The sequence below is a fragment of the Micromonospora sp. NBC_01412 genome, from assembly GCF_045040215.1.
Lineage (GTDB): Bacteria > Actinomycetota > Actinomycetes > Mycobacteriales > Micromonosporaceae > Micromonospora > Micromonospora rubida.
Genome location: NZ_CP109528.1, coordinates 1,585,873 through 1,604,153, shown reverse-complemented (window position 1 = coordinate 1,604,153; position 18,281 = coordinate 1,585,873). Strand labels below are relative to the sequence as shown.

The following is an 18,281-nucleotide window of genomic DNA, read 5'->3' as shown; positions in this document are numbered from 1 at the left end:
TCCATACCTTTCACCCTCTCGCTTCGGGCAGCTCACCCGAGGTCGGCCCGTTCGTGCTGTTCGTGGTAGATCAGCAGGGGGTCGGTGCACTCCCCGCGCAGACTACGGCCCTGCCGTTCGATGAAGCAGTTTGCCCGCGGCGTGCGCGTCGGGCTTTTGACCACCTCGATGTCTTCGGTGGCGAAGACCTCGTCGAACGCGGTGCTGTACTTGCCGTCGCGGTCTCGGATCAGGAACCGGAACCGGTTTGTCTGCTCGCCGAGGTCCATCACGAGGTTGCGGGCCTGTTGGGTGACCCAGGCGTGGTCCACGCACTACAGGTCCGACGGTCGCCGGGGTCTCCGGCTCTTGCCCCACCATCCTCCGACCCGTCGCCATAGCACACGGCAGACATGATCGGGTGGTTGTCCACAGTGGCTTTTGTTGTCCACAGGCACCGGTCGGAGGGCCGCAGGGTCGTCCGCGTCCAAGCCTAATCTCGCGTCGTGTCAGACGACGAGGAGACGGTCGTGCGGCGGCTGCGGTGGCTAACGACCGGCCGGGTGCCGGCCGAGGCCCCGGAGCCGCCGATCGAGCCGGCCGGGCGGGCCGTGCCACCGGGGGCGGCGGTCGAACCGCCCGGGGTCGCCGCACCACTGCTGGGGCGGGGTTCGGTGGACGGGCCGGCGGCTGGGCGGCCTGCGGTGGTGCCGCCGGAGGACCGATGGCTCCCGGCCGGCGATCCGGTGGACGAGCGGCCGGTGCCCTGGCCGGGGGAAGGGCGGCTCGGCTCGGGGCGGCGGGCTGCAAGGGCCGCCGAGTCATTCCCCGTCGGCGACCCGCTCCGGGGCGACGCTCCGGCGCATCCCGGCGAGCCCGCCCCCAGCGCCGACCCCGGACCCGAGGACGAGCCGGCGCGCTCGCCGCGACTGTCCCGGCTGCCCGGTCCCGGCGCGTTCGACCCCGGGCGGCGCGGCGTGCGGGCGCTGGCTGTGGTCGCCGTGGCGGTGGTGCTCGGTGCCGGCTTCTGGGCGTGGCGCTCCCGGCCGCAGGCCGAGCCGGTCCGGGCCGAGGCGTCCGCCGCCCCCATGGCCGAGGCGCCACCGGACGCGGGGGCACCAGCGCGCGCGGGCGTCCCGGCCGCCGGGCCGACGCCTGCCGGTGAGCTGGTGGTGGCGGTCGCCGGCAAGGTACGCCGTCCCGGGCTGGTCCGGGTGCCGGCGGGGGCCCGGGTTGCCGACGCGGTCCAGGCGGCCGGCGGTGTGCTGCCCGGCGTGGACGTGGCGCTGCTCAATCCGGCCCGCAAGGTCACCGACGGTGAGCTGATCCTGGTCGGCGTCGCCGCCCCGGCGGGCCAGCCGGGCGTCGCACCGGCTGCCCCCGGGCAGCCCGTCGGCGCGGGCGCGCCGGCCGCCGGTGGCCCGATCAACCTGAACACCGCCACCCTCGCCCAGCTCGACACGCTTCCCGGGGTGGGGCCGGTGCTCGCCCAGCGCATCCTGAACCACCGTGACCAGCACGGTGGCTTCCGCTCGGTGGGCGACCTGCGCCAGGTGGAGGGCATCGGCGACGCCCGGTACGAGCAGCTCAAGGAACTGGTGACGGTGTGAGCGGAAACGCGCGCCCGCCCGCCACCGGTTCGCCCGACCCGGACACACCGGCCGCCGCCCCGCCCGGCCCGGTCACCCCGCTCGACCTGCGGTTGGCCGGGCTGGCGGTGGCCGCCTGGCTGGCCGCGCTGGCTGGTCTGCACCTTGGTCCCCGCCCGACGGTCCTGCTCGCGGCTGGTGCCGCTGGGCTGGCCGCGTGCACCGTCGCGCACCTGCTTGGCGTGCTGGGCCGCCCGGCGCCCCTTGTTCGCCGGTACGGGTGGATCGCGGTGGCGGTACTGCTCGGTGTGGTCTGCGGCGCGGCGGCGACCGCCGCCCGGCTCGTCGTCCGGGATGCACCCGCCGTCCGAGCCCTCGTCGACGACCGGGCCACGGTCGGCGCCGAACTGGTCGTCCGAGACGATCCGCGCCCGGTCCGGGGCGTCGTCGGTCGGCCCGCCACCCTGCTGGTCCGGGCCGACCTCGTGGCCCTGACCGGCCCCGACGGCACGCGGGTCGTCGCCCCGGTGCGGGTCCTGGTGCTCGCCACCGACCCCGGGTGGCGGGGTCTGCTCCCCGGGCAGCGGCTCACCGCCGAGGGGCGGTTGGGTTCGCCGCGCGGTGGTGACCTGACCGCTGCGGTGCTCACCGTGCGTGGGCCGCCGACGCGGCAGGGCCCGCCGTCGTGGTCGCAGCGGGCCGCTGGTGTGCTCCGCGCCGGCCTGCAACGGGCCTGCGAGCCGCTCCCCGACGAGCAGGGCGGGCTGCTGCCCGGCCTCGTGGTCGGCGATACCAGCCGGCTGCCGCCGACGGTGGAGGAGGACTTCCGGGCCACCGGGATGACCCACCTCAACGCCGTGTCCGGCTCCAACGTCGCGATTGTCGTCGGGGCGGTACTGCTGCTGGCCCGCTGGTCCCGGGCCGGTCCGTGGGCGGCCGCCGGGCTGTGCGGGCTGGCCCTGGTGGGCTTCGTGATCCTGGTCCGCCCCTCGCCGAGCGTGGTGCGCGCCGCCACCATGGGCGCGATCGGCCTCGCGGCGTTGGCCGCCGGGCGGCCCCGGGCGGCCCTGCCGGCACTCGCCGCGGCGGTGGCCGGGCTGGTGCTGCTCGATCCGGACCTGGCCGGCGATCCCGGGTTCGCGCTGTCCGTGCTGGCCACCGCCGGCCTGCTGCTGCTCGCCCCCGGGTGGCGGGACGGCCTGCGGCGGCGGCGCGTGCCGCCAGGGCTCGCCGAGGCGCTGGCCGTGCCGGCCGCCGCCCAACTCGCCTGCGGCCCGGTGGTGGCCGGGATCTCCGGGACGGTGAGCCTGGTCGCCGTGCCGGCGAATCTCCTGGTGGTGCCGGCGATCGCGCCCGCCACGGTGCTCGGGGTGGCGGCGGCGGTGCTCTCCCCGGTCTGGCCAGCGGGGGCGGAGTTCGCGGCCTGGCTGGCGAGCTGGCCGGCCTGGTGGCTGGTCACGGTGGCCCGGTACGGGGCGCGGCTGCCGGCGGGCGCGCTGCCCTGGCCGGGCGGGGTCCCGGGCGCGCTGCTGCTGGCCGGGCTGACCGTGGCGTTGCTGATCGCCACCCGCAGGCCGCTGGTGCGTCGACTCGTGGCGGTGGTCGCGGTCGCCGTGATCGCCGGCACCCTGCCCGTACGCCTGGTGGCCGCCGGCTGGCCGCCGCCCGGCTGGGTGGTGGTGGCGTGCGCGGTGGGCCAGGGCGACGCGCTGGTGCTGCCGGCGGGCACCGGCCGGGCGGTGGTGGTGGACGCCGGGCCGGATCCGGCGGCCGTGGACGGCTGCCTGCGCCGGCTGGGCGTACGGGAGGTCCCGCTGCTGTTGTTCAGCCATTTCCACGTCGACCACACCGGCGGGGTGGCCGGGGTCTTCCGGGGCCGGCGGGTGGCGGCGGTGCGCACGCCGCAGTGGCCCGAGCCCGCCGCCGGGCGGGAGCTGGTGCGTGCCGCCGCCGCTGCGGGCGGGGCGGGGACGGCTGCGGCCACGGCGGGTTGGACGTGCCGGGTCGGCGGGCTGGAACTCGTCGTGCTCGGCCCGCCGTATCCGCTGCGGGGGACCCGGTCCGACCCGAACAACAACTCGCTCGTGCTGCGCGCCACGGTGGCCGGGGTGCGGATACTGCTCGCCGGGGACGCCGAGACCGAGGAGCAGCGGGCGCTGCTCGAGCGGGTGCCACCCGGCGGCGTACGCGCCGACGTGCTGAAGGTCGCCCACCACGGGTCGGCGTACCAGGAGCCGGCGTTCCTGGACGCGGTCCGGCCAAGGGTCGCGCTGGTCCCGGTGGGGGTCGGCAACTCGTACGGGCACCCGAACGCTGCCGTGCTCGCCCGGATCGCCCGGGGCGGGGCGCGGGTGCTGCGTACGGACACCGACGGTGACGTGGCGGTGGTGCTGGGGCGGGACGGGATGGCCGTGGTGAACCGGGGCGTCGCCCCAGGGCGACGGCAACGTTGAGGAGTAACGGCCATTGGCGGCATTGGCAGGGGGATTAGCGTAAATGTCTGGATTTGCGCTGAGTGCGGGCTCCGCCTTAGTCGGCCTCGACGAGCAGGCACGATCCCGGGGGTGGCGTGCGAATATGGGCGGCGTGACCGCCGCCGACCTCGCCCCCATTCTGCTCGTCCTCGGCGACGAGGAGCTGCTCGCCACGCGCGCGGTGGCCGAGACCGTGGCCAGGGCCCGTGACGTCGACCCCGAGGTCGACGTCCGGGAGTACCAGGCCGGGGTGCTGGCCGTCGGTGAGATCGCCGAGATGCTCAGCCCGTCGCTGTTCGGCGGTCGGCGGGTGCTGGTGCTGCGCTCCGGTCAGGACGCCCGCAAGGATCTGGCCGCCGCGTTGCTGGCGTACGCGAAGAACCCGGACCCGGACGTTCAGCTCGTCGTGCTGCACCTCGGGGGGGCCAAGGGCAAGGCGTTCGCGGACGGGCTGCGGGCGGCGGGCGCCACGGTGGTGCCGGCCGCGAAGCTCAAGGGGCACCGTGAGCGGGTGGCCTTCGTCCGCGACGAGATCCGCCGGGCCGGCGGCAAGTGCACCGACGACGCGGCCGAGGCGCTCATCGCGGCGGTCGGCAACGACATGCGCGAGCTGGCCGCCGCGTGTTCCCAGCTGATCGCCGACACCGACGGGCGGATCGGGGCCGACACCGTGGCCCGCTACTACAAGGGGCGGGTCGAGGTGAGCGGCTTCACCGTCGCCGACGCCACCCTGATCGGCGACGTGCCGGCGGCGCTGGAGGCGCTGCGCTGGGCGCTGCACGTCGGCGTCGACCCGGTTCCGATCGCGGACGCCCTCGCCGACGGCGTCCGCACCGTCGCCCGGGTCGCCGCAGCGGGGCGGGGCGACCCGTACCAGTTGGCGGGCGCCCTCGGCATGCCGGCCTGGAAGGTCAAGAGCGCTCAGCAGCGGGCCCGGGGCTGGACGCCGGAGGGCCTGGTGCAGGCGATGCGGGCCGCCGCCGAGTGCAACGCGGCGGTCAAGGGCGGCGCGGACGACCGCGCGTACGCGCTGGAGCGGGCGGTGTTCTCGGTGGCGGCGGCCCGGCAGGGCGGCGCCCGGTGAACCGGCCGGTCCGGGTGTCGTGGGCGACGGTCCCCTCCGCCCAGGAGCGGTATCGCCCCCTCTACGCCCGGGCCCTCGGCCTGCGCTTCGTCAACCCCGGCGGGGTGCTCTGCTTCCTCTTCTTCGAGGGGGCCGCCGCGCTGGCCGTCCTGCTCGCCCTGGCCGAGCTGGTGACCTGGTGGGCGGTGCTCGTGCTGCCCGCCGCCGTGGCGGCGATGGTCAAGCTCAACGACATGGTGGCGGAGGCGGTGGTCCGGACGGCCGCGCTCGTGCCGGAGCAGGAGCGGGATCGGTTCCGCCGGCAGATGGAGCCCGTGGTCGGGCGCGCCACGGTCCGCAGCGTCGGTGGCCGCCCCGGGGCGGTCGGCCTCGCGGCCCGGGGCGCGGCCGGTCATGCGGGCACCGGTCATGCAGGCACCGGGCGCGGAGGCACCTGGCGCGCAGGCGGGGATCACGCGGGCGGGGGAACTGGTGGCCGGGGCGCGATCGGTGTCGCCGGCTCGCCCGGGGCCGGCCCGCGCGACGCGCCGGGGACGACCTCGCGGGCCATCCCGGGCGTTCTCGTCCATCCCGAGCCGGCGGGACGTGCTGAACGGCCCCGCCACGGCCTCCGCCGTGCGGAGCCCGATCTCCCGGACCACACCATTCCGGACCACACCCCCGGCCCCCGCCCCTGATCCGGGCACGGATCGCGGTCGCGGGGCGGCGTGGGCGCGCGGAGCGCCGAGGCGAGCACGGGCACCCCGATGAAGCCGTGGTTGAGGCCGAGCCGGCTGGTCAGCCTGGCCCGGAACGCCGGGCTGCGGGCGCGGACATGGTGCAGCCAGGGGAACGGCCGCAGGCTACGTGGCGCAGCACGGAGCCGCAGCGGGCTACGCAGCGAACCGGTAGCCAGCGCGGGGGAGGCCGGCGCGGACACACAGAAAGCCGGAAGCCCTGGTTGACCCAGGGCTTCCGGTCAGGTCTGTGGACGTCAGTCAGGCAGCGAGCGAGGTCACGCGCTTGGCGATCGCCGACTTGCGGTTCGCCGCCTGGTTCGAGTGGATCACGCCCTTGCTGACAGCCTTGTCAAGCTTGCGCGAGGCGTCCTGCATGAGCACGGTGGCCTTCTCGGAGTCGCCGGCCTCCGCAGCCTCGTGGAACTTGCGGATGGCGGTCTTCAGCGACGACTTGACCGACTTGTTACGCAGCCGGCGCTTCTCGTTCTGCCGGTTGCGCTTGATCTGGGACTTGATGTTCGCCACGCGACAGCCTCGTCTTGATAGCTCGGTATGGTCTGCATTCCGCTGCGACGAGCATGCGTCATCGCTGCGCGAATGGCCAGGTTACCAGGTCCGCCCGGACGAGCCAAAACGGCTCACTTCCGCAGCCCGGGGGTGGTCGGCTCCCGACCCTCCGGTGCCGCCGCCCAGCCCTGCCGGACGGCGAGCCAGCCCAGCGCCTGCCCGCCGCTCCACCGCTGGTGTGCCCGGATGTGCGGGGACGCGGTCGTCGGCCCGGCGGCGGCCGAGGTGAGCAGGTAACCGGAGAGCGCGGCGAGGGTCACGTCCAGGGCGTCCGGGGGAGCGTCGGCCGTCGCCGGGTGCCCGGCGAAGAGCCCATCGGCGTCCAGGCCGCTGGCGTGGGCGGTGATCAGCAGGCTGACCAGGTCGAACCAGGCCGGCCCGTGGCAGATCCAGGTCCAGTCGCAGAACCACGCCCGCCCGGCCGGGTCGACGAGCACGTTGTCCAGCCGCAGGTCGCCGTGGGCCAGGCCGCCGCGCTCGGCGTACCGGGGCAGGCGCGACTCCAGCACGACCAGCTCGGGCAGCCGGTCCGGTGCCCAGGGTGGCAGCTCCGGGGCCGGCTCTCGGCCGGCGGCCACCTCGCCCCACCAGAGGATGTCCTCCCGTGCCAGGTCGGCGAGCCGGGGCAGGCCGAGCCCCACCAGCTCGGGGGGCGGGTCGGCCAGCGCGGCGGCCACCTCGGCGTACCCGGCCAGGGTGGCGTCGAGGTCCGCCGGGGTCCACGGCAGCGCGGGCGTGCGACCGTCGATCGCTTCCAGGCCGAGCGCGTACCAGCCGGCCGCCGTCACCGTCCAGTGCGGGCGGGGGACCGGCAGGCCGGCGGGGAGCCGGTCCAGGACGGCGGCCTCCCGGGCGTACCAGTCGACGAGGTGCCGCTGCTCGGTCAGCGACGCCGCCTTGACGAAGGTCTGCCGCCCGTCGGCGGTCTCCAGCACGCCGGCGAAGCCCCGGGTGAACCCGGCACCGGCCACCCGGGCCGCCGCCACCGGGCCGCCCAGCCGGGCGGTCACCGCCGCCCGCAGGCCGGCCGGCAGCTCCGCCCAGCCGGGGCGCAGCGCGGTCGCGTCGTACGGCACCGGGGGGAGTGAGATCGGGACCATCCGACCATGCTGCCCCACCCGCGCCCGGTGCGCCGTCCGCCGGGTGCCGTGAACAGGCTGGGGATGTCGTACCGCCGCGCGATGATGCCGCCGTGGACACCGAGGGATTCTGGGCGCTGGTGGAGGCGTCCGCCCGGGCCTCCGGCGGCCCGGACGAGCGGCTGACCTGGCTCACGGACCGGCTCGCCGGCCTCCCCGCGTCGGAGGTGGTCGACTTCCAGCTTCGGCTGGACGAGGCCCACGCCCGGGCCGACACCACGCGGCTCTGGGACGCCGCGCTGCGGATATGCGGTGGGCTCTGCTCCGACGACGGGTTCCGCTACTTCCAGGCGTGGCTGGTCGGGTTGGGGCGGGCGGTCTTCGACCGGGCGGTGGCGGCCCCGGACACCCTGGCGGACGTTCCCCAGGTGCGCCGGCTGGCCGGCCGCCCCACCCGCGAGTGGTCCGACGACGAGTGGCCGGACTGGGAATCCCTCGACTATGTGGCGGCCGAGGCACACGAGCGGATCACCGGCGTCGCCGAGGGTCTGGAGGACGCGGTGCTCGCGCGCGTGGGCGAGCCGGGCGACGAATCGCCGGATCTCGGCGACGAGCCGGACGATCCGGCCGAGTTCACCCGCCGCTACCCACACCTGGCGGCGATGTTCCCACCCGTGCCCGGCCGCCCGTGACCCGCGGCGCGGGAGCGCCGCGACCCGCGCGACCGCCGTGGTGGCGGCCGGCTCTGTCAGACTGCCAAGCCATGAGGACCGACGACTTCTGGCAGTTGATCGACGGGGCCCGGGCCGGCGGGGGCGGGGCGGCCGGCCCGGTCGCCGCCCGGGCCGTCGCGCTGCTGGCCGAGCGCGATGCCGCCGACATCGTCGGGTACGCGCAGCACCAGCGCCGGGTGATGGCGGCGTCCTACCGGGCCGACCTCTGGGGCGCGGCGTACCTGATCAACGGAGGCGCGTCCGACGACGGGTTCGAGTACTTCCGGGGCTGGCTGATCACCCAGGGCCGGGAGGTGTTCGCTCGCGCGGTGGCCGACCCGGACTCGCTGGCGGCGCTGCCGCAGATCCGTCAGGCGGCGCTCACCGGTGAGGAGTTCGAGGCCGAGCAGATGCTCACGGTCGCCGGGGAGGCGTACCGGAAGGCGACGGCCAGCGAGTTGCCGGCGGTGCCGGAGACGCCCTACCCGGAGCTGGGCGAGTTCTGGGACTTCGACGACGAGGAGGAGGCCCAGCGCCGGCTGCCGAAGCTCGCCGCGCTCTTCGTCGAGCCGCCCGAGGAGTGAGCCGCCGATCCCGCCCCGGGCGGCGGGAGGAGTGATCCGATCGGGCCCGGGGCGACGTGGGAGCATAGAGGGGGCCGGCGTCGCGTCGGCCCGCTCACGTCAGCCGACCAGAACGGACCGCTGTGCCACCGACGCTCGATTCCGGCGCGAACGCTCCCGGTGCCACCGACCCGGCGCGCATCCGGAACTTCTGCATCATCGCCCACATCGACCACGGGAAGTCGACCCTGGCCGACCGGATGCTGCAGCTCACGGGCGTGGTCGACCCCCGGCAGATGCGCGCGCAGTACCTCGACCGGATGGACATCGAGCGCGAGCGCGGCATCACCATCAAGAGCCAGGCCGTCCGGATGCCGTGGACGATCCGCGAGGGCGACCGGGTCGGCGAACAGGCCGTGCTCAACATGATCGACACCCCTGGTCACGTCGACTTCACCTACGAGGTGTCCCGGTCGCTCGCCGCCTGCGAGGGGGCGGTCCTGCTGGTCGACGCCGCCCAGGGCATCGAGGCGCAGACCCTGGCGAACCTCTACCTGGCGCTCGAGAACGACATGCGGATCATCCCGGTGCTCAACAAGATCGACCTGCCGGCCGCCCAGCCCGAGAAGTACGCCGAGGAACTGGCCCACCTGATCGGCTGCGAACCGTCGGACTGCATCAGGGTCTCCGGTAAGACCGGCGTCGGCGTGCCGTACCTGCTCGACGAGATCGTCCGGCAGCTCGTCGCGCCGGTCGGTGACGCCGACGCACCCGCCCGGGCGATGATCTTCGATTCGGTGTACGACGTCTACCGGGGCGTGGTCACCTACGTCCGGATGATCGACGGCCGGATCGGCGCCCGGGACCGGATCAAGATGATGTCCACCGGCGCCGTCCACGAGCTGCTGGAGATCGGCGTCATCTCGCCGGAGATGGTGAAGGCCGACGCGCTCGGCGTCGGCGAGGTGGGTTACCTGATCACCGGCGTGAAGGACGTCCGCCAGTCCCGGGTCGGCGACACGGTCACCATCAACATCAGGCCGGCGACGCAGGCTCTCGGCGGCTACAAGGACCCGAAGCCGATGGTCTACTCCGGCCTCTACCCGATCGACGGGTCCGACTACCCCAACCTGCGCGAGGCGCTGGACAAGCTCAAGCTCAACGACGCCGCGCTCGACTACGAGCCGGAGACCTCCGGCGCCCTCGGCTTCGGCTTCCGGTGCGGCTTCCTCGGCCTGCTGCACCTGGAGATCATCCGGGAGCGGCTGGAGCGGGAGTACAACCTCGACCTGATCTCCACCGCGCCGAACGTGGTCTACCGGGCCATCACGGAGGACGGCCAGGAGATCGTCGTGACCAACCCGAGCGAGTACCCCACCGGCCGGATCGCCGAGGTGTACGAGCCGGTCGTGCGGGCCACCGTGCTCACCCCGAACGACTACGTGGGCGCGGTGATGGAGCTGTGCCAGGGCCGCCGGGGCAACCTGCTCGGGATGGACTACCTCTCGGCCGACCGGGTGGAACTGCGGTACACGCTGCCCCTCGCGGAGATCATCTTCGACTTCTTCGACCAGCTCAAGAGCCGCACCAAGGGCTACGCCTCGCTGGACTACGAGCCCTCGGGCGAGCAGGCGTCCGACCTGGTCAAGGTGGACATCCTGCTGCACGGCGAGCCGGTGGACGCGTTCAGCGCCATCGTGCACAAGGACAAGGCGTACAACTACGGCGTCACCATCGCCGCGAAGCTGCGCAAGCTGATTCCCCGGCAGCAGTTCGAGGTGCCCATCCAGGCGGCGATCGGCAGCCGGGTGATCGCCCGGGAGACCATCCGGGCCATCCGCAAGGACGTGCTCGCCAAGTGCTACGGCGGTGACATCAGCCGCAAGCGCAAGCTGCTGGAGAAGCAGAAGGAGGGCAAGAAGCGGATGAAGATGGTTGGCCGGGTCGAGGTCCCCCAGGAGGCCTTCATCGCCGCCCTCTCCTCCGACGACGGCGACGGCAAGGCCGCCGGCAAGAAGTAGTCACGCCACCGCGCACCTCCGGGGGTCCGCCCACCGTGGGTGACCGCGACCGGACGCCCGCCCAGGCCGGCCAGGGGGCGGGCGTCCGGTCGTACCGGAAGGAGTTTTCCGGGGCCGGCGGCGCGTGCCGCGGGGGCGGTGGGAGCCCTTCCACCTGGCCTTTCGCCGCCTCCCGGGCGGGTGGAAGGGGGCGGCGACATCGACGTGCGGCAGCAGATCGGCGGCGAACCCGGTTTGGATTTTCGGGCCCTCGGGAACTTAGCGGTCACGACAGCAACAACACACCGTTGTGACACATCCTTAGGAGGAGGGCGACCGTGGAGCTCACCGTTTGGGGCATCATCACCGCACTCATTGTTGGTCTCATCGTCGGCGCTCTGGGCCGCCTGGTCGTCCCGGGCCGGCAGAACATGCCGATCTGGCTGCACATGCTGATCGGTGTCGGCGCCGCGCTGCTCGGCACCGTGCTCGCCCGCGCCGTGGGCATCGCCACCGAGACGGCCGGGATCGACTGGACCGAGCTGCTGGTGCAGGTCGTGCTGGCGGCCGTCGCCGTGGCCCTGGTCGCCGGTGTCGGCCGTCGCCGGAGCGTCAGCCACCGGTAACGTCACGCCGCTTTCTCCCGAAGGGCGCCCGACCATTGTGGTCGGGCGCCCTTCGCGTGCGTCGAACCCGACTGGACCGCTTCCCCGGCTGGCGCTCCGGCCTTTCCGCGCCCGCGTCGAAGGCATGGAGAACTGTGCGCGAGTGTCTCTCGTGAATGTGCGCTCCGGTGCGTGTCCCGACCGGGCGCGGGATTGCGCCGAAGGGCTGCCGTATGCGGCCTGAGCTGCCCGGACGTCCCCACTGACGGCCATCCCCCGCAATGTCTGGATGGCGGGTTTGGGTTTCCGGCGGACCGGGAACTTGGTTGTCACCACAGCGAACAACACTTTGAAGACTTCTGAGGAGAACGACCATGACCGTTACCGGAATCATCACCGCGCTCATCGTCGGTCTGATCGTGGGCGCTCTGGGCCGCCTGGTCATCCCCGGCCGGCAGAACATGCCGATCTGGCTGCACATGCTCGTCGGTGTGGGTGCCGCGCTGCTCGGCACCGTGCTGGCCAACGCCGTCGGCATCTCCACCGACACCGCCGGGGTCGACTGGGCCGAGCTGCTGGTCCAGGTCGTCGTCGCCGCCATCGCGGTCGCGATTGTGGCCGGCGTCGGTGGTCGCCGCAGCGTCAGCCACCGGTAACAGCCACCGTCCCGCGAACGGGCGCCCGACCCTCCCCGGTCGGGCGCCCGTTCGTCTGTGTCACGCCGGTTCGGCCGACGTCGGACTGCCTCCGAGCCTCCGCTGCGATACGGTCGCCTCGCTTCCGAATCGCCCCTGTCGTAAAAGAATTTTCCCTACTAAGGTGCGGCGGAGAAGGTTAGTGCCAGGACGGCGCGAGGGAGATGTGGCGTGAACAGGTGGAAACGGCTGGCCCCGGTCACCGCCGTGGTGGCGTCGGCCGCGATGGTGCTCGCCGGTTGCGGCGGCTCGGGGGACGACAAGGCCGCCGACAACAGCAAGCTGACGGTCTGGATGATGGGCGAGGGCAGCGAGGCGCAGACCGCGTTCCTCGACGGCGTCGAGACCGAGTTCAAGAAGAAGCACCCCGATACCGACGTGGTCGTGCAGTACATCCCCTGGCTCGAGGCGCCGAAGAAGTTCCAGGCGGCGCTCGCCGGCGGTGAGGGACCTGACGTCACCGAGCTCGGCAACACCGAGACCCAGGGCTGGGCCGACCAGGAGGCGCTGGCCGACGTCACCGGCAAGTTCGGTGGCTGGTCCGAGGGCAAGGACATCCTCCCCGACCTGGTCAAGAACGCCCAGCTCGACGGCAAGCAGTACGGCGTGCCGTGGTACGCCGGCGTCCGCGCGCTGTACTACCGCACCGACTGGTTCGCCGAGGCCGGCGTGAAGCCGCCGACGAACTGGGACGAGATGGTCGCCGCCGCGAAGGCGGTGCAGGCCAAGAAGCCGGGCACCTACGGCATCGCGCTGCCGGGCAACTCGGAGTTGCCTTTCTACTCCTTCCTCTGGGGCGCGGGCGGCGAGATCGCCACCAAGCAGGGTGACACCTGGAAGTCCGGCTACAACACCCCGGAGGCCCAGAAGGCGGTCAAGTTCTGGACCGACCTGGTCACCGTGCACAAGGTCGCCCCGCCCGCCGCCGCCGGCTGGAACGAGATCGACGCCCGGACCCAGTTCGCCACCGGCAAGGCCGCGATGGCCTTCGGCGGTAGCTGGCAGGCCGGCGCCATCAAGAAGGACAACCCCGAGATCGAGAAGGTCTGGGGCACCTTCCCCATCCCCGGCCCGGACGGCAAGCCGGCCCCGGCCTTCGCGGGCGGCTCGGACATCGCCCTGTGGAAGGACAGCAAGAAGCAGGACCTCGCCTGGGACTACCTGACCGTGCTGCTGAGCAAGCAGAAGGACAAGGAGTTCGCCAGCAGCCTCGGCTTCTTCCCGGTCTACTCCGACCTCGTCAGCGGCGGCGAGTACGCCAACGACAAGATCATGGCGGCGTTCGCCACGACGCTGCAGAACACGAAGCTGACCCCGCTCACCCCGAAGTGGGTCGAGGTCAGCCGTACCAAGACGGTGACCCAGGCCATGAACAGCTCGGTCATCAAGGGTCAGAAGACGGTCGAGAAGGCCACCGCCGAGGCGGCCGCCGAGATGGAAAGCATCCTCAACGCGAAGTGACCACGCTGACCAAGGCGTCGGAGACGTCCGCCGCGCGGGAGAATCCCGCGCGGCGGCGTCGCCGGGTGGACCGCCTGCCCTACCTGCTGCTCCTGCCCTGCCTGGTGGTCATCTGCGTGCTGCTGCTGTGGCCGCTCGGCCAGGTGGTGGCGATGTCCTTCTTCCGGCTGAACAACGTCCGGCAGCTGCGCGGCGACCGGGAATGGCCCTGGGTCGGGTTCGACAACTACGCCGAGATCCTCGGGGACCCGTTCTTCCTGACGGTGCTGCGCAACACGGTCCTGTTCGCCGTGGCCAACGTGGCCCTGACGATGATCCTGGGCACCCTGGTCGGGCTGCTGCTCAACCGGCTGGGCAAGCGGATGGCCACCTTCGTCGCGAGCTGCGTGATGCTGGCCTGGGCCACCCCGGCGCTGACCGGCACCATCGTGTGGAAGTGGATGTTCGACGACACCTCCGGCCTGGTGACCTGGCTGTTCAACGCCCTGCCTGACGGGCTGTCGAACGCGCTGTTCGGGCGCGCCGACTGGACCGGATACGGCTGGTTCAACTCGCCGCTGCTGTTCTTCTCGATCCTCACCCTCGTGGTGGTCTGGCACTCCTTCCCGTTCATCGCGGTCAGCGTGCTGGCCGGGCTCAAGAGCGTGCCGAGCGAGCTGCACGAGGCCGCCCGGGTCGACGGGGCCGGCCCGTGGAAGGTGTTCTGGAAGATCACCTTCCCGCTGCTGCGCCCCGTCTTCGGGATCCTGGTGGTGCTCTCCACCATCTGGGACTTCAAGGTCTTCACCCAGCAGTTCGTGCTGGCCGGCGGCACCCAGGACCGGCTGACGTTCATGCTGTCGATCTACTCGTACGCCGAGGCGTTCTCCCCGCCCCCGAAGTACGGCCTGGGCGCGGCGATCGCGGTCGTGCTGACGCTGATCCTGCTCCTGGTGACCGGGGTGTACGTGCGGATGGTGCTCAAGCAGGAGGAGGAGTCGTGAGACGCGGCGCGTTGGTGAAGCGGGTCGCCCTCAACGGCGCGGGCCTGCTGGTGGCGCTCTTCGCGGCGTTCCCCGTCTACTGGATGATCGCGACGTCGCTCAAGCCGAACCGGGAGATCTTCTCGGCCACCCCCCGGCCGGTGCCGACCAACCCGACGCTGGAGCACTACCGGGAGATCCTTACCGGGAATCTGATCCCCGGCGTGACGTTCGCGGACTTCTTCCTCAACAGCGTCCTGGTGGCGGTCTCGACCGTGCTGCTCAGCGGCCTGGTCGCGCTGCTCGCGGCGACCGCGGTGGCCCGGTTCCGGTTCAAGCTGCGGACCAGCTTCCTGATCATGCTGCTGGTGGTGCAGATGATCCCGCTGGAGGCGCTGGTCATCCCGCTGTTCCTGATGATCCAACGGCTGGGTCTCTACAACACCCTGCCCAGCCTGATCCTCACCTACCTCGGCTTCTCGCTGCCGTTCGCGGTCTGGATGCTGCGCGGCTTCGTGGCCGCGGTGCCCAAGGAACTGGAGGAGGCCGCGGCGATCGACGGGGCGAGCCGGTTGCAGATCTTCCGCCGCATCCTGTTCCCGCTGGTCGCGCCCGGCCTGGTGGCGACCAGCATCTTCTCCTTCATCACCGCCTGGAACGAGCTGATCTTCGCGCTGACGTTCATCAACGATCAGGACCGGTACACCCTGCCGGTGGCGATGACGTTCTTCTTCGGCCGGGACGACACCGCGTGGGGGCCGGTGATGGCCGCCTCGACGCTGTTCACCCTTCCGGTGATCATCTTCTTCCTGCTGGTGCAGCGCCGGATGGTCTCCGGCCTGGTGGCGGGTGCCGTCAAGGGCTGAGGCGCGGGCAGGGCCGGCCGGGCGCGTGACGTCCGGAGGGGACCCCCCGTCGCCCGGCGGCGAGGCCTCGGCCGCTCCGGGACCGGCGGTCGCCGGGGGCCGTTCTGGGGACGGCGGTCCCGGAGCGGCCGTTCCGGGGGCAGCGGTCGCAGGAGGCCGCGCCGGGGACGGTGGTCGCCGGCACCCACGCCGTAGGCTGGCGCCATGACGGGCAGGCTGGTGGCGGTGAACCTCGGCGTGGTGACCGAGGCGGAGTGGGCGGGCGACGCGAGCGGCCGCAGCGGGATCGACAAGCGACCGGTCGACGGGCCGGTGCTGCTGCGGGCCGACGGCGTCGACGGGGACTTCATCGCGGAACGGGCCCACCACGGCGGCCCCGACCAGGCGGTCTACGCGTACGCCGAGGAGGATGCGGCCTGGTGGGCGGCCGAGCTGGGCCGGGGCGTCCGGCCGGGTGGCTTCGGCGAGAACCTGACCACGTACGCCGTGGACGTGACCGGGGCGGTGATCGGGGAGCAGTGGCTGGTCGGCTCGGCCCTGCTCCAGGTGACCAAGCCGCGCACGCCGTGCACCACGTTCGCCGGGTTCTGGGGCGTGCCCGACCTGATCAAGCGGTTCACCGCGCGGGCCGCGCCCGGGGCGTACCTGCGGGTGCTGCGGGAGGGCGAGGTCGGTGCGGGCGACCCGGTCGAGGTGGTGGACCGGCCGGCGCACGGCGTCACCATCGGCGAGGTGTTCCGGGCCGGCACCCTGGAGCCGGAGCTGCTGCCCCGGCTGCTCGACGTCCCCGAGCTGCCGGAGTCGGTCCGGGAGAAGGCCCGCCGCCGCCTCGCCGCAGGGCAGGCCCGACCGCGCCAGGCGTGACGAGGGGCCTCCTGCCGTGCGCGACGCGCGCCGACGGAGGCCCCTCGCCTATCGCGTCAGCGGAGCCAGGGGATGCTGCGGTCGAGCTGGCCGCGCTCCTTGAGCTCCTTGCGCAGCGGGATCTCGTCGTCGACGTACCCGTTCCAGTTGATGCCCCAGTAGTTCGCGGTGTGGGTGCCCTCGCCGCAGAGCTGGCGCTGCACCGGCGTGCGGTTGGCCCACCACTCGCTCTCGGGGTTGATGTGCAGCTCGTCGAGGGGGCGGACCCAGCGGTAGGTGTAGCCGACGAAGAGCATCTTGCGGGTGATGGAGGACAGGTTCGTCGACCGGGAGTGCCACTGGCGGCGGTCGAAGATGAACGCGTCGCCCGGCTTGGCGGTGATTTCCACCGTGCCCTCCGGGTCCGGGTTGTGGACCGTCAGGTCGTCCGGCCGGGGCAGGGAGTTCCACAGGTGGCTGCCCGGGATGACCTTGGTCGCGCCGCGCCCGGTCTCCGACAGGTCGGAGAGCACGTACGCCACCTTCAGCGAGAACATCGGCCGGGGCAGGTTCGGGTCCATCGTCTCCGGGTCGGAGTTCTGCCGGTACCCGTCCTGGTGCCAGCCCCAGTACGGCTTCTCCGGCTCCAGGGCCGGCGGGGTGACGTCCAGGTGGTTGTGGTGGGTGTAGATGTTCCACCCGGCCAGGCCCCACATGTACGGGAAGGCGATCGGGTGGGTGAGCAGGTTGCCGAAGAGCTCGTCCCGATCAAGGAAGCCCAGCAGGTGCAGGGTGCCGTCCTTGGTGGTGTTGCCCTTGGTCTGCTCCTCCGCGTAGACGCGGTCGACGGCCTCCTCCAGGGCGGCCCGGTGCTCCTCCGTCAGCACGTTCCGTAGCAGGAGGAACCCCTGCTCGTGAAACTCCTTGCGATCGGTGTCGCTGATCGGTTCGTAGCCGGTCCGGCCGTCGTAATCGAACACCGCGTAGTACCCCTCCCCATGAGGAAACCATTTCTGGCACAGGCAGCCGATGGTACTGCGCCGGCATCGGGGCGGTCGTCGCGCCCGACCGGCACCGGACGGATGCCCGACGATCGGCAGCCGGTCAGGTGCGGAGAGTGAAAATTCGATGCCGGCTCGGGGAAATTACGCCAATATGCCGGATTGTGCGGTGACCGTCGGTGGGAAGATCCGGGGTGGTCAGGAGTCGGCGAAGACCTCCGCGACGACCCGCCGGTCGGCAGCCGGGGCGTCGGCCACCCGATCCCAGGTGCCGGCCTCGGCGGTCCACTCCAACCCGCCGAAGCGCACCCGCTTCACCCCGTGGTCGGAGGCGTGCGAGACGAACCAGTGGGCGTACCGCCAGCCGTCGCGCTGGTCGGTGGCCGGCACGGCGAGCCCGGTCAGCTCGGCCGTCGACACCGTCTCCGGCGGCCTCCAGTCGAGGCTCAGGCCCCGGGTCAGCGCCGCCGCCGCGGCCTCGCCGCGCATCACCGGCGTCGACCCCACGGTGCAGGCCACGGCCCCGGTCGCCTGACCGAGCAGCGCCCGGGTCAACACCTGCGACTCGTCGGCCCACTTCTCGTACGCCTCCGGGTAGGCCGAGCGCTGCACCCTCTGCGCTGCCTCGGTGACCCGCATCTTCTCCCAGCCGCGCACCCGCTTGAGCGCGGCGTAGAACTTGTTGGCCGCGTACCGCGGGTCGCCGATCTGCTCCTCGCTGCCCCAGCCCTGGCTCGGCCGCTGCTGGAACAGCCCCACCGAGTCGCGGTCGCCGCCGTCGAGGTTGCGCAGCCCGGACTCCTGGTACGCCGTGGCGAGGGCCACCACCACGGCGCGCTCCGGCATCTTCCGCTGGGTGCCGATCGCCGCGATGGTGGCGGCGTTGGCCATCTGGTCGGCGTCGAGGCGCACCTGGCCGTCCGCCTGCACGAGGCAGGTGCGGCTGGCCAGGGGGAGTCGCAGTCGCTCACCCACCTGGCGGACCACGAGCCAGATCCCGACGACTGCGACGACGGCGACGACGACACCGGCCGCTACGACTGCCCGACCTCGCACCCGCACCCCCCGTTCGACGGCTCCG

General features: G+C 72.8%; 17 protein-coding genes and 1 pseudogene. 13 read left to right on the top strand and 5 right to left on the bottom strand.

Features of this window, described 5'->3' with window-relative positions:
* Positions 1–32: 32 nt before the first annotated feature.
* Positions 33–311 carry a hypothetical protein gene (locus tag OG617_RS07035; protein ID WP_405099765.1) on the bottom strand — a complete coding sequence of 93 codons (279 nt, stop codon included), beginning with the start codon at positions 309–311 and terminating at the stop codon, positions 33–35.
* A gap of 414 nt (positions 312–725) precedes the next feature.
* Here OG617_RS07035 and OG617_RS07030 point away from each other — a divergent pair, with 414 nt between their 5' ends.
* From OG617_RS07030 to OG617_RS07015, 4 genes and pseudogenes are all read left to right on the top strand, one after another.
* Positions 726–1,589 carry a helix-hairpin-helix domain-containing protein gene (locus tag OG617_RS07030; protein WP_405103519.1) on the top strand — a complete coding sequence of 288 codons (864 nt, stop codon included), beginning with the start codon at positions 726–728 and terminating at the stop codon, positions 1,587–1,589.
* Positions 1,586–4,021, top strand: coding sequence for a ComEC/Rec2 family competence protein (locus OG617_RS07025; protein ID WP_405099763.1), 2,436 nt, complete (start codon positions 1,586–1,588; stop codon positions 4,019–4,021). Before OG617_RS07030 ends, OG617_RS07025 begins: the two co-directional genes overlap by 4 nt.
* Before the next feature lie 124 nt (positions 4,022–4,145).
* Complete coding sequence (gene holA / locus OG617_RS07020; RefSeq protein WP_405099761.1) at positions 4,146–5,126, top strand: DNA polymerase III subunit delta; 981 nt, start codon at positions 4,146–4,148, stop codon at positions 5,124–5,126.
* Positions 5,123–5,545 (top strand): annotated as a pseudogene (locus tag OG617_RS07015) (hypothetical protein); the annotation flags it as partial. The gene holA and the pseudogene OG617_RS07015, both read left to right, overlap by 4 nt.
* A 558-nt stretch (positions 5,546–6,103) precedes the next feature.
* Here the strand turns inward: OG617_RS07015 and rpsT are convergent.
* Both rpsT and OG617_RS07005 read right to left on the bottom strand, forming a co-directional pair.
* Positions 6,104–6,370: a 30S ribosomal protein S20 gene (gene rpsT / locus OG617_RS07010; RefSeq protein WP_161691838.1), complete on the bottom strand. Its 267-nt coding sequence runs from the start codon at positions 6,368–6,370 to the stop codon at positions 6,104–6,106.
* Between the two features lie 113 nt (positions 6,371–6,483).
* Positions 6,484–7,512: a phosphotransferase family protein gene (locus OG617_RS07005; RefSeq protein ID WP_405099758.1), complete on the bottom strand. Its 1,029-nt coding sequence runs from the start codon at positions 7,510–7,512 to the stop codon at positions 6,484–6,486.
* A gap of 92 nt (positions 7,513–7,604) precedes the next feature.
* Between OG617_RS07005 and OG617_RS07000 the strand changes: the two genes are divergently transcribed.
* From OG617_RS07000 to OG617_RS06960, 9 genes are all read left to right on the top strand, one after another.
* The gene (locus OG617_RS07000; protein WP_405099756.1) at positions 7,605–8,183 is read left to right on the top strand and encodes a DUF4240 domain-containing protein; all 579 of its coding nucleotides are present in this window, start codon (positions 7,605–7,607) and stop codon (positions 8,181–8,183) included.
* A gap of 71 nt (positions 8,184–8,254) precedes the next feature.
* Complete coding sequence (locus tag OG617_RS06995; protein ID WP_396684561.1) at positions 8,255–8,788, top strand: DUF4240 domain-containing protein; 534 nt, start codon at positions 8,255–8,257, stop codon at positions 8,786–8,788.
* A 122-nt stretch (positions 8,789–8,910) separates the two neighbouring features.
* Complete coding sequence (gene lepA, locus OG617_RS06990) at positions 8,911–10,788, top strand: translation elongation factor 4 (protein ID WP_405099753.1); 1,878 nt, start codon at positions 8,911–8,913, stop codon at positions 10,786–10,788.
* 317 nt (positions 10,789–11,105) lie between these two features.
* Positions 11,106–11,393 (top strand): GlsB/YeaQ/YmgE family stress response membrane protein, encoded by a 288-nt coding sequence (locus tag OG617_RS06985; RefSeq protein ID WP_396684565.1) that lies wholly within the window; start codon positions 11,106–11,108, stop codon positions 11,391–11,393.
* A gap of 353 nt (positions 11,394–11,746) precedes the next feature.
* Entirely contained in the window at positions 11,747–12,028 is a 282-nt protein-coding gene (locus OG617_RS06980; protein WP_405099750.1) for a GlsB/YeaQ/YmgE family stress response membrane protein, read from the top strand.
* Positions 12,029–12,238: 210 nt separating this feature from the next.
* Positions 12,239–13,528, top strand: a complete 1,290-nt coding sequence (locus OG617_RS06975; protein ID WP_405099748.1) for a sugar ABC transporter substrate-binding protein — start codon at positions 12,239–12,241, stop codon at positions 13,526–13,528.
* Positions 13,525–14,511 carry a carbohydrate ABC transporter permease gene (locus OG617_RS06970; RefSeq protein WP_405099746.1) on the top strand — a complete coding sequence of 329 codons (987 nt, stop codon included), beginning with the start codon at positions 13,525–13,527 and terminating at the stop codon, positions 14,509–14,511. Before OG617_RS06975 ends, OG617_RS06970 begins: the two co-directional genes overlap by 4 nt.
* An 11-nt stretch (positions 14,512–14,522) precedes the next feature.
* Entirely contained in the window at positions 14,523–15,356 is an 834-nt protein-coding gene (locus tag OG617_RS06965) for a carbohydrate ABC transporter permease (RefSeq protein ID WP_396684655.1), read from the top strand.
* A gap of 204 nt (positions 15,357–15,560) precedes the next feature.
* Positions 15,561–16,220, top strand: a complete 660-nt coding sequence (locus tag OG617_RS06960; protein WP_405099744.1) for an MOSC domain-containing protein — start codon at positions 15,561–15,563, stop codon at positions 16,218–16,220.
* Positions 16,221–16,276: 56 nt separating this feature from the next.
* Here the strand turns inward: OG617_RS06960 and OG617_RS06955 are convergent, their stop codons facing one another.
* Together OG617_RS06955 and OG617_RS06950 are read right to left on the bottom strand one after the other, a co-directional pair.
* Positions 16,277–17,179, bottom strand: coding sequence for a phytanoyl-CoA dioxygenase family protein (locus OG617_RS06955; protein WP_405099742.1), 903 nt, complete (start codon positions 17,177–17,179; stop codon positions 16,277–16,279).
* Positions 17,180–17,398: 219 nt separating this feature from the next.
* A complete protein-coding gene (locus tag OG617_RS06950) occupies positions 17,399–18,262 on the bottom strand; it encodes a hypothetical protein (protein WP_405099740.1) in 864 nt (287 codons plus the stop codon).
* Between the last annotated feature and the right edge of the window lie 19 nt (positions 18,263–18,281).